This window comes from Endothiovibrio diazotrophicus (genome assembly GCF_054657215.1).
The window spans coordinates 37071-47872 of the sequence record NZ_BAAHXB010000018.1 but is presented as its reverse complement, the minus strand read 5'-3'; the positions used below and the strand labels follow the sequence as shown (position 1 = coordinate 47872).

At 65.9% G+C, this 10802-nt stretch carries 7 protein-coding genes and 2 tRNA genes; 5 read left to right on the top strand and 4 right to left on the bottom strand.

Annotated elements, in window-relative coordinates:
* The first annotated feature begins 834 nt into the window (after positions 1 to 834).
* The 3 genes from ACYQ2W_RS07195 to ACYQ2W_RS07185 all read left to right on the top strand — a co-directional run bounded on the left by ACYQ2W_RS07195 (position 835) and on the right by ACYQ2W_RS07185 (position 7112).
* Positions 835 to 1365, top strand: coding sequence for a YcjF family protein (locus tag ACYQ2W_RS07195; RefSeq protein WP_459864717.1), 531 nt, complete (start codon positions 835 to 837; stop codon positions 1363 to 1365).
* 525 nt (positions 1366 to 1890) lie between these two features.
* A complete protein-coding gene (locus ACYQ2W_RS07190) occupies positions 1891 to 3174 on the top strand; it encodes a prohibitin family protein (protein ID WP_459864736.1) in 1284 nt (427 codons plus the stop codon).
* Positions 3175 to 3197: 23 nt separating this feature from the next.
* Positions 3198 to 7112 (top strand): non-ribosomal peptide synthetase, encoded by a 3915-nt coding sequence (locus ACYQ2W_RS07185; protein ID WP_459864715.1) that lies wholly within the window; start codon positions 3198 to 3200, stop codon positions 7110 to 7112.
* Positions 7113 to 7335: 223 nt separating this feature from the next.
* On the opposite strand, the gene ACYQ2W_RS07180 is transcribed toward ACYQ2W_RS07185, so the two are convergent.
* On the bottom strand, positions 7336 to 8676 hold the full coding sequence (locus ACYQ2W_RS07180; protein WP_459864713.1) for a serine hydrolase domain-containing protein: 1341 nt from the start codon (positions 8674 to 8676) through the stop codon (positions 7336 to 7338).
* A 286-nt stretch (positions 8677 to 8962) separates the two neighbouring features.
* Between ACYQ2W_RS07180 and ACYQ2W_RS07175 the strand changes: the two genes are divergently transcribed.
* Together ACYQ2W_RS07175 and ACYQ2W_RS07170 are read left to right on the top strand one after the other, a co-directional pair.
* Positions 8963 to 9038: transfer RNA gene (locus tag ACYQ2W_RS07175), tRNA-Ala, on the top strand.
* 58 nt (positions 9039 to 9096) lie between these two features.
* Positions 9097 to 9172 (top strand) — tRNA-Glu (locus tag ACYQ2W_RS07170).
* 138 nt (positions 9173 to 9310) lie between these two features.
* On the opposite strand, the gene ACYQ2W_RS07165 is transcribed toward ACYQ2W_RS07170, so the two are convergent.
* Genes ACYQ2W_RS07165 through ACYQ2W_RS07155 form a run of 3 tightly spaced genes read right to left on the bottom strand, consistent with a single transcriptional unit; the run spans position 9311 to position 10537 of the window.
* Positions 9311 to 9976: a nucleotidyl transferase AbiEii/AbiGii toxin family protein gene (locus ACYQ2W_RS07165; protein WP_459864712.1), complete on the bottom strand. Its 666-nt coding sequence runs from the start codon at positions 9974 to 9976 to the stop codon at positions 9311 to 9313.
* Complete coding sequence (locus tag ACYQ2W_RS07160; protein ID WP_459864738.1) at positions 9973 to 10377, bottom strand: type IV toxin-antitoxin system AbiEi family antitoxin domain-containing protein; 405 nt, start codon at positions 10375 to 10377, stop codon at positions 9973 to 9975. Before ACYQ2W_RS07160 ends, ACYQ2W_RS07165 begins: the two co-directional genes overlap by 4 nt.
* On the bottom strand, positions 10295 to 10537 hold the full coding sequence (locus ACYQ2W_RS07155) for a type IV toxin-antitoxin system AbiEi family antitoxin domain-containing protein (protein ID WP_459864734.1): 243 nt from the start codon (positions 10535 to 10537) through the stop codon (positions 10295 to 10297). Before ACYQ2W_RS07155 ends, ACYQ2W_RS07160 begins: the two co-directional genes overlap by 83 nt.
* Positions 10538 to 10802: the final 265 nt, after the last annotated feature.

The following is a 10802-nucleotide window of genomic DNA, read 5'->3' as shown; positions in this document are numbered from 1 at the left end:
GTTGGCTTGGACGACGATTCCGTTGTCGTGGTGGTGCCCGTCGCAAGGGTGACGGGGGGGGGCGATCGTTCGAACCGATCGATCCGCGACGCCAAAATTCCGCGCCCGGAAGGATGGCGGAGTGGTGCTCTAGTTATACATTTTGTGTGTGTTTTTCGATCCGTAATTCATAACCAGGGTCGCAGATTGAGTTTTCATTTCAGTAACAACGTTGCGCAGGATACGGTTCTTGAGGATTCGGCTGATTCGGTCCCACTCGGCGATCGCTAAAGCTATCAGAATCGATCGTTGAGGTTAAGGGGGGATGACGTGGTTTTGATTTCGGTTCTATCCGCTCTGCGATATGTTTGAGGCGTTGTTGTTACATCTATTGATCTCTGTTTGTTTCACAAAATGTCGGCGTTTTCCTGCGCTCGGGCGGAACGCTTCGACAGGGCGGAGTCGGTGGGCGGATCGGGCTCGAACGGTGCGGGCGGCTTCGGGGGCTGCAACGGCGGGCCGGGTACCGTCATGTTCGCGAATCCGCTGCCGGAAGCTGGCTGAAGGGAGGGGCGGTTCGCGGAGCCGGCGCTTGATGCGGGGAGCGCGATGGGCGTCGCCGAACGGCCGGCGAGGTGGGAGGAAGCCCCGGCGTTTCATGCGCGCGGAGGCGCCGGACGATCGTCGCCTCCATGAAAGATGAATATTTCATTTCGAGGCGCCGGTATTTTTTTCGAAAGACTACTATTTCGCAATCGAAACGTCTAAAATCCTCCGTGGCCGTCAAGGCATGGGCTCGGCGCTCATTATATTTTCACATTGAGTCGTCGTAGCGCATTCTTGAGAAATCAGTGAGTGATCCAATCCAGTCAATTTCAAAATTCCTTAAGGAGCAGAACAATGAGCGAACGTGCGGAACGGGCCAAGGAGATTATCAACAACCACTCGATGTGGGGTGCCAGCATGGGGCTGATCCCCTTCCCCATGGTGGACATGGCGGCGATCACCGCCGTCCAGGTGAAGATGATCCACAATCTGTCCCATCTCTATGAGGTGGAGTTCCGGAAGGATCTGGCGAAGTCCCTCATCGGTGCGCTGCTTGGCGGTGGCGTCCCCTACTTCCTGACCACCCGCGGCCTCGGCTCGCTGGCCAAGTCGATCCCCTTCGTCGGGCAGTTCATGGGGATCGCGGTGATGCCCGCCCTGGCCGGTGCCTGCTCGCTGGCGTTGGGTCGGGTGTTCGCCCAGCACTATGAGGCCGGCGGCACGCTGCTCGATTTCGACGCCGAGAAGATGCGCGAGCACTTCAAGAAGGAGTTCGAGGCGGCCAAGAGCGAGACCGAGGAGGCGCAGGCCACGGGCAAGAGCGCTCCCGCCAGCGCGTAGTCGTTTGTCGATTCGGCGTGCCGTGGCGGCGATTCCGCCACGGTGCGTCGGGATCGGTTCGGATGGGGTGTGCGCGTTCGGCGCGCCGCCTCGGGAAGGGCGCCCGGTTGTGGAGGGATGCGCGTGGCGTTGGTTACCTACGTTTTGCTGAGTATGTTGGTGGGCTTCCTGGCTATCGGATGGCCTGGCGGTTTCTTCTTCTATTTTGTCATTTCCCTGATCGTCTCTCCGCTGCTCGGACTGGCCTTTCTCATCCTGACGACCTCCGGTCTGCGTCGTGGCAAGTGCGATTCCCGCGGGGATTGCTGCCGGCACTCCTCGTCCGGGGCGTAGGGCCGGTGGTTGCGCGGTCTTTTTCCGACCCGGAATCCCTCCTACTCTTCCCGCCCTTTCCACCTTTGATGTGATCTGACGACCATGACCGACACTGTGGCGGATACGCCGGGGTTTTTTGCGGCCGAGGGTGCGGCCCGCGCTCCACTGAGATGGCTTGCCGACTGGTATCGTCGGAATCGCCGCGAGGTGATGTTGTCGCTCCTGCTGGCGATGTTCGTCTTCGTCTATCTGGCGCCGGACATCATCGTCAACATCACGCCCGGTCAGGGGGGCGTGATTTGGCGCCGGTTCGGTGGCGGTACCGACGTCAACAAGGTCTACACCGAGGGGATCAAGCTGATCCTGCCGTGGGACCGCATGTATATCTACGACACGCGTCTGCAGGCAACGGAACGGACCTATACCGCGATCTCCAAGGACGGCCTCGAGATCCAGGTCAAGATCACCTTCCGCTACCACCCGATCTTTCTCTCACTGGGCTACTTGCACAAGCACGTCGGGCCGCGTTACGTGGATGTGCTGCTGGTGCCGGAGATCGGTGCGAAGGTGCGTCACGAGATCTCCAAGGTCAGCTCCATCGACGTCTATGGTCCTCAGCGCGAAGCGCTGCAGGGGCGGATCTTCGATGCGGTGGTCAGCCTGATGAACCGCAATCAGATCGTCGCCGCCGGTACCTCGACGGTACCCGCACGGGATCCCCGCGAGCCCGATTTCAACGAACGCTCGGATCTCGGCTCGTTGCGCCAGCTCGACCTCAACTACGTGGAGCTGACCGATATCCTGATTCGCGAAGTGACGCTGCCGGAACGGGTGCGTGCCGCCATCGAACGGAAGATGGAGCAGGATCAGCTGGCCCAAGAGTATCAATACCGGCTGAAACGGGAGTCGATGGAGAGTGCCCGCAAGGAGATCGAGGCGAAGGGTATCCGCAAGTTCCAGGATATCGTCCAGAAGGGGATCTCGGAGAACTACCTCAAGTGGCGGGGGATCGAGGCGACCCTCCATCTGGCCACCTCGAACAACGCCAAGGTGGTGGTGATCGGCAGCGGCGAGAACGGCCTGCCGCTGATCCTCAACACCGCCGATACGAACCTCGCCGGCGGCGGCGGGGGCGCGGCGGGAGACAACCCGCTGGGTGGCTCGCTGGACTCCTCCCGGGAGGCCGGCATGAATACCCTGGATCAGGAGCAGGCCGGGCTGAATGCGGCGAAGGTGAGCCCTTCCGAGTTCGGACCGCGTTTTCCTCCCCCCGCCGGGGAGGAGGCGTCGGAAAGGACCGAGCCGGCCTATCAGGAACCCGCCCGGCAGCCGCCGCTCAATCCGGCGCTGTCGCCGCTGGTCGGCGTCGAGCGGTCGCCGGACATGCTCGGCGAGATCGCCCGGGCGTTTGGCGGCTGGGCCGATACCGAGCGGGGGATGGAGCAGGATGAGGTGCCGACCGTCCCGCCGGACGAGGGGATGCCGGCCCGCTGAGTGGTTGAAGAGTGGGTGAAGGGATGCTGGCACGGGACCAGATCAAGGACATCTATCCGCTGACCCCGTTCCAGGAGGGGATCTACTTCCACGACCTGATCGATCGGGAAGGGGGGGCGGAGGGGCCGCGCGCCTATTTCCAGCAGCAGGTGCTGCGGCTTCGCGGGCGGCTCGACGGGGTGGCCCTGGAGGCGGCCTGGCAGTGTCTGGTCGAGCGTCACGACATCCTGCGCACCCTGTTCCGCAGCGCCGCCGAGCGTCCGCTGCAGTTGGTGTTGAAGCAGCGGGGGTTTGCCCTGGAGCGGATCGATCTCCGCCATCTGCCGGAAACGGAGCGGGGGCCGGCGGTGGCCCGCTACGTGGCCGAGCAACGCGCCACGCCGTTCGACCTGGGGCGCGATTCGCTGATGCGGGTGGGCCTGCTGCAGTTGGCCGCGGAGGAGCATGCCCTGGTCTGGAGTTTCCACCACATCCTGGTGGACGGTTCCTGCATCAGCCTGCTGCAGGACGAACTTTCCACTGCCTACCGCGCCTATGCCGCCGGGCGCATCCCGGCGTTGCCGCAGGTCCCCCAGTTCGGCGAATTCGTGCAGTGGTCGGAGGCGCGGCGCGCCTTGCTGGACGAGGCCTTCTGGTCGCGCTATCTGGCGGGGTGCCGACCGTCGGCGCCGCTTCCCGGGGCGCGTCCGGCGGCGTTGCCGGGGGCGCGGGAGGCGCGGTTGGAGGTGGTCGAGTTCGGGGCGGAACTCACCGCGCGACTGGGGCGGCTGGCCGCCGCGCAGCGGATCACCCTCAATATGCTGGTCCAGGGGCTGTGGGGGCTGCTGCTGGGACGGCTGAGCGGGGAGTACGACGTGCTCTTCGGGGCAGTGGTCTCCACCCGGCCGGCGGAGCTGGCGGGGGCGGAGCGGATGCTCGGCCCGTGCATCGCCACCCTGCCGTTTCGGGTGCGCTTCTCCGCCGAGGAGCGGGTGGACGAGTTCCTCCAGCGGATCGGCCGCGAGAGCCTGGAGTGGCTTGCCCACCGCTACAGCTCGCCGGCCGAGGCCCAGGCCAACGCGCGTGCCGCCGGCGGGCGCCAGGGGCTGTTCAACTACTTCGTCGACTACACCAACTTTCCCACCGAGTCCCGCCATACGGGGGAGACCCAGGAGCTGGACGAGGGGCTGCAGGTCACCGCGGTCGAGCCGTTCATCCAGCATCACTACGATTTCCACATGCTGGCGATCCCCGGCGATTCGTTGCGGCTGGAGCTCCACTACAACCACCGGGTGGTGGACGGCGAGGCGGTGGCCGACTTGGCGCGGCGGGCGGTGTGGCTCGCCGAACGGATGGTGGAGGGGCCGCACCGCCCGCTCGCCGAGGTCCCGCTGTTCGCCCCCGGAGAGCGGGCGCGGATCGTCGACGGGTGGTGCCGCGGGGCGCCGTCCCGGCCGCCGGCGGCGACCCTCCGTGAGCTGCTCGCGCGCAATGCCGCCGCCGATCCGCAGCGACCGGCGCTGCACGACGGGGAACGCCTGTTTCGCCACGGTGAGTTGTGGGCGCGGGCGGGGACCCTGGCGCTGGATCTCCACCGGCGGTGGGGCGTCTCCGCGGAGGGTGCGGTAGCCCTTGCGCTGCCCACCGGCGAGCCGCTGGTGCGGGGGATGCTGGCCTGCATGGCCCTGGGGGTGCCCTTCGTGCCGCTGGACCCGCAGGCGCCGGCGGCCCGCAACCGCCACATCCTCGAAGACTGCACTCCGGCGCTGGTGATCACCGACGGCGGATGGGAGGGTGCGCTGCCGGAGGGGCCGACCCTGGTGCTGGAGGTGGAGCCGACGGTGGAGGCCTTCGCCGGCATCGAGGCGTTGCCGCCGACCGCGGCTGGGGCGGCGGCCTACATCATCTACACCTCCGGCTCCACCGGCGCCCCGAAGGGGGTGCGGGTGGGGCAGGCGTCGCTGCTCAACTACCTGGGCTGGCTGTCGCGGGATCTCGGCATCGGCGCCGCGGACCATGGTGCGCTGCTCACCTCGCCGGCGTTCGATCTCGGCTACACCGCGCTGTTCGGTGCCCTGCTGCTCGGCGGCACCCTGACCCTGGCCGACGAGGAGCGGCGCCGCGACCCCGAGTGGGTGGTGGGAATGGTCGCGGAGCGGGGGGTCAGCTTCCTCAAGATGACCCCTTCCTACCTGACTGCGCTGCTCGATTCGCCGGCCGCCGCCGCACTCTCCACGGCCTCCGCCCTGCGCCTGCTGCTGCTCGGCGGCGAGCCCCAGGTGTTCGGCGACCTGGTGCGACTGAAGGCACTCTGCCCGCAGCTTTCGCTCGTCAACCACTACGGCCCTACCGAGGGGACCATCGGCTGCGTGGCCGGCGCGCTGGACGATCTGGTGGAGCGCGGCGAGCCGCTGCAACGGATCGGCCGCCCCATCGCCGGGGCCGCGGTGATGGTCTGCGACGGGGCGCTGGAGCCGCTGCCGCCGTGGGTCGAGGGCGAGCTGGTGATCGGCGGCGCGGCGCCGGCCCTCGGCTACCTTCGGCCGGAGCCGGAGGAGGGGGCCCGTTTCGTCCATTCTGCGGTGCTCGGCGGCCGCGCCTACCGCACCGGCGACTACGGCTACTGGCGTGGCGACGGCTCGATCGTCTTCACCGGCCGCCGCGACGACCAGGTGAAGGTGCGTGGCCACCGGGTCACCCTGGGCGGGGTCGAGGAGGCGCTGCGCGGTTGCCGCGGGGTCGCCGACGCGGCGGTGGTGGTGGACCGCTCGCGGATCGCCGCCGGCGAGCTGGTGGCCTTCCTGATCCCGCAGGAGGGGGCGGCGCTCGATCCCGCCGGGCTGCGCCGGGAGCTCGCCGAGCGGGTGCCGGAGGCGATGATCCCCTCCCACTCCCTGCTGGTCAGCCGCTTTCCGCTGACCGCCAACGGCAAGCTGGACCGGGCGGCGCTGCGGCCGCGCGCCGGGCGGATCCCGCTACGCGGTGCCGCCGACAGCGGGCCGGGCAACGCCACCGAGGAGGCGCTACGGGCGATCTGGCGCGACGTGCTGTTTCTCGAACAGGTGGGGCTCGAAGACGACTTCTTCGCCCTCGGCGGCCACAGCATCAAGGCGATTACCGTGGTCTCCCGGGTGCGCGCCTCAATGCAGCGGACGGTCGGCATCCGCGACCTCTTCGACCATCCGACGATCCGCGCCCTGGCCGCCCGCCTGGACGGCGCTGACCCGGCAGCGGGGGCGCAGGAGCCGTTGATCCGCCTGCGGGAGGGGAAGGGGAGCGGCGCGCTATTTTTCCCGCCGCTGCTCGGTACATCGACGGTCTACAAGGAGCTGGTCGACGCCCTCAGCGTGCCGTTCCGCTGCCGTGGTTTCCAACACCCCGGCTTCGACCGCGACGAGCCGTTCGCCGAGAACATCGCGGCGCTTGCCGAGCGCTATCGGCGGCGGATCGTCGAAGCGGACGGGGTGACCCTGGTGGGGTGGTCGATGGGGGCCCACGTCGCCCTGGAGGTGGCGAAGGGGCTGGAGGCGGCGGGGGCCTCGGTGCGCCTGCTGCTGCTGGACGCCGCCCCCAGGGTGAACGGTAGTGTGGAGTCGGTGGGCGAACCTCGGGTCACCCGTTTCGAGGAGCTGCGTCGGCAGCCCTACTGGGGGCGGGTGCTGGGTACCCTCACCGAACAGCTCGACGCTGCCGAAGTGGCGCGGATCGAGCGGCTGATGCTGCATAACCAGTCGCTGCTCGACGGCTACCGTTTCGAGGGGCGGCTGCGTGGCGACATCACCTGCATCGAGGCCGGTGGCAACCCGCGACCGACGGGGATGGCGCGGTTCGCCGCCTGCACCAGCGGCCGGGTGACCACCTACCGGGTGGGGGGCGATCACTACAGCATGTTCCATCCGCCCCACCTCTACGAGGTGCAGCGCCTGTTCGAAGCGGCGCTGGTCGGCGCGGGCGGCTGATTCCCCGCCCTACCACGCCCCGGCGTAGGTCGGCGCTACCGCGCCGACGCAAACGAGGGCAGCGGCCTGTCACGGTTGCCACGATCATTCCGAGTGTGGAACGCCCCGCTCGGGAAGTCCGGTGGAAACGTGAAGGTGGGGCGCCTCCGTTCGCGTTGGCGCGGTAGCGCCAACCTACTCCGGAAACGGTGTTGCGTCCCCTCCGGAGAGGGCGGCCTGATCCCTATTTGAAGAAGAGCGCCGGAGCGTTCCCCAACTTGCGCTTGCCCGCGAGTAGCGTCGGGACGTCGGTGGTTCCGTAGAGCACGCTCTCCAGCTGGATCAGCAGCGCCAGGCCGGGATCCTGGGTGAGATCGTTCTTGCCCAGGAAACGGTTGGTCGCCACCACCATGTAGTACTCCGTCCCGCCGGGGGTGGAGGGGGTGGTGCGGTACATCATCACCGAGTAGCCGAAGATCTCACCGCCGTGGCCGAGGCTCTTGACGTCGGGGATCAGCGAGGCGTTCATGATGCCGAGCCCGTACTGGACCGGGAACCCCTCCAGCGAACCGTCGACGAAGGTCATCCGCGCCTGCTGCATGGCGTTGCTGTAGAGCACCTGGTCGGGGTTCTCGATGATCAGGTGGAGCCAGTTGGCCAGATCGCCCGCGGTGGAGATGACCGCACCCGCCGCCCACGCGGCGCTGGGGCTGGAGAGGGTGAAGTCCTTGACCGTCGGCGACGGCGCCGCGGCACCGTCCTCGATCCCGGCGTAGCCGTTGCTGTGGACGGCGGGGAAGTTCGGGTTCTGGGGGAACAGGGTATGGGTCAGTTTCAGCTGCGGCATGCCCGCCTGATCAAGATTGTGGTTGATGCCGGAGAGACTCCGGTTGACCAGGGTGGCGAGGGTCGGGCAGTCGGGGGTGCCGCCGGGGCAGTTGACCTTCTCGGCGATCAGACCGAGCAGCACGTAGTTGCTGTTGGAGTACTCCCAGCCGGCACCCGGAGCGAAGGGGCGGGGCAGGGTGGTGCTCAATTCGGCCAGCTCCGTCGCCGGCCACACCTCCAGCGGCTCCTGGAAAAAGACGTCGATGAAGGGTTCGGTGGTGCCGCCGCTCTTGACCTCGGCGCCGAGGTAGTTGGGCACGCCGGCGGTCATGTTGAGCAGTTGACGGATGGTGATCAGCGTCCCGTCGGGGATGTGCAGTTCGGGAATCCACTGATCGACGGTGTCGTCCAGGGTGAGCTTGCCGGCGTCCACCATCTGCAGGATCAGGGTGGCGACGAAGGTCTTGGTGATGCTGCCGACGCGGAACTGCAGCCCCGCGGTCATCGGGGTCTGGTTCGCGGTATCGGAGAGCCCGCTAACGCCCAACCAGGCGGGGCCCTGGACGGGGGCGGCGGAGGCGACGACCCCTTCGACCACGCCGTTTTCGACCGCGTTGTCGAGGATCTGTTGCAACTGTCCCAGATCGGGCGCGACGATGACGGGGGTTGCCGAGGCGATCGAAACGAACGCCGACAGCAGGATCGGGAGGAGTCGGGCGGAGGCCGCGCGGGCACGCCGGGTGAATCGTGGGATCATGGGATAGGCTCCATGTTGTTGTTGGTCGATTCCATCGTTCAAGCATCGCTACCATAGCAGCGTTTTCTCGGAGGGTGGAAATCCATCGTTCCGCCCCGCTCGATCGGGTCCCCCACAAGGTTCGACCGACGTTTGTTTCGATGTCGTGAAATCGGGTGTTGATTTAAAAAATCGGGACCGTATAATGCGCAGCTCTCGCAGGGAACGCGGGGTGTGCAGGAGGGGTAAGGGCAACGAAAATGGTTGCATCTTTCAGCAAGTTACCCTAGAATGCGCAACCTCTTTTGGGGCTATAGCTCAGCTGGGAGAGCGCTACACTGGCAGTGTAGAGGTCGGCGGTTCGATCCCGCCTAGCTCCACCAAATTCGGAAACAACCGGGCCGGCTTCATTGCCGGCCCGGTTGTTTCAAATCAGGTCTCGTCCCCATCGTCTAGAGGCCTAGGACACCGCCCTTTCACGGCGGCGACCGGGGTTCGAATCCCCGTGGGGACGCCAAATCTACCCCAGTTATGGCGACATAATTGGGCTGCACCGTGAGGACGTCGCCGTCCCGCACGGCGCCTTGCAAAAGCGATCGCAAGATCGCTTTTTTTATTTCCGGGGTGGGAAGGGAGATTTCCGGATAGGGGGACGTCAGGGAGGGGCGCCAGACCACCCCTCGCCACTCTTCCAGTGGCGATGCAGTCCCTCTGCTCCTTGCAGCAACGGTACGAAAAACTCCCTGAGGGACGCAATGACCTCAGACAGGGGGATCTCCGTAAGCCCATTCTTCCTCTGGAACGCCTTCCACTGGACCTGTTTCCGCTGATCCCGGGCAAACTCGTCGGTAAGACCGAAAGGTACGATGGACGGGAGGAGAGTGCCGCGGCGGGAAAAAGTGGCGTGTATCGCGTGGCGCAGGATCTCGCCGTCGAAGTCGGTATGGCGTGCCAGAATCCAAAGGTCGAAATAGTCCTTGCGGATCTCCTCGGCCCGGACGGTTCCGGGCTGAAAGCCTATTCCATCGTCGGCACCCATCGCGCAGAGGGCCCGAAAGATGGATTCCAAACGAGGGATGTCGGCGGCACCGAAGCCGAGGAGGTCGGCGTCGCGCGTCGGCCGGTGGGGGATGTCGAACCAGAGGTCGAACAGCAAGGCGCCCTTGAGCAGGAACTGGTCCGAATACCGGGAGATGCTCAGGCGATAGAGAAAGCGCTCGAGCGCGTAGCGCGTGAGGAGGAGATTGAAGTCCACCCGATCGGCGCGCGCCTTTTCGAGTAGCCTGGCGCGAATGGAGGCCGCGATGTTCCGCTTGGTCATGGAAGGCTTTCCAGGTAGGGGCGCATGACGTTGGCGACGCGGCAGAGCTTCGCATAGTGCCAGAGTTCATCCATGGAGACGCGCCGTTCCGCCCATGCCGCGCGTAGCGCCTCCAGCGCGACGTCGAGGCCGATCTTGTTGCGGAACTTGAAACAGTCGACCACGGTCTTCGCCACGCTGGTCACGTGGACGGCAACCCCGTCGATCACGTGTTCTTCAACGCCGCCGGTCAGCGCCGCTCCCGAGAATCGGACGATCCGAAGAGGGGGATACTCCATCTTGGGGGCATGTGCCTTGTTGGGGATGGCGAGCCAGACTTCAAAAGGGGCCTGGGTGGTGAGGTCGTGGAAGCGGAGCGCGGAGAGAAGGCAGATCACGGCATGGGGGGTTCTGCGCGCCACCTCGCCCAACGCGAACAAACAGCCCTTGGCGGACCAAGCGGGTCAGGGTGACCCTGGGCAGGCCATGTGCTGCCAGGTCCCGTGGACGGATGAGCCCCTGTTTTCGCGCAAGCTCCAGGGTGGCTTCTTGGTGACTTTGCACACCGATATTATGTTGCATAATATCGGTAATAATAAATAAATACCGAATAAATGGAACCATATCCTGAATAGAATCTTGCGGGATCATGGGGTGCCCAACCGTGGCCTAGTGGCTAAAGAGGGGGCCGTTGGCGCCAAATTGGAAGGATCTCGCCGGTTCACTGAACCGTCGAAAAATTACGTGGTTGAGAACGAAAGCTGGGGTTCGATCAGCGGGTCGAGCATCGTGTCGGTCTTCGGCAGCTTGAGGAGCAGCACCTCGATCCCCCGCTTCTTCAGCAGAT

Bases quoted from the DNA above. Each gene is read 5' to 3' on its own strand.
- ACYQ2W_RS07190 (WP_459864736.1), top strand. From the start codon at position 1,891: ATGTTGTCGCTCCTGCTGGCGATGTTCGTCTTCGTCTATCTGGCGCCG.
- ACYQ2W_RS07185 (WP_459864715.1), top strand. From the start codon at position 3,198: ATGCTGGCACGGGACCAGATCAAGGACATCTATCCGCTGACCCCGTTC.
- ACYQ2W_RS07180 (WP_459864713.1), bottom strand. From the start codon at position 8,676: ATGATCCCACGATTCACCCGGCGTGCCCGCGCGGCCTCCGCCCGACTC.
- ACYQ2W_RS07165 (WP_459864712.1), bottom strand. From the start codon at position 9,976: ATGACCAAGCGGAACATCGCGGCCTCCATTCGCGCCAGGCTACTCGAA.
- ACYQ2W_RS07155 (WP_459864734.1), bottom strand. From the start codon at position 10,537: ATGCAACATAATATCGGTGTGCAAAGTCACCAAGAAGCCACCCTGGAG.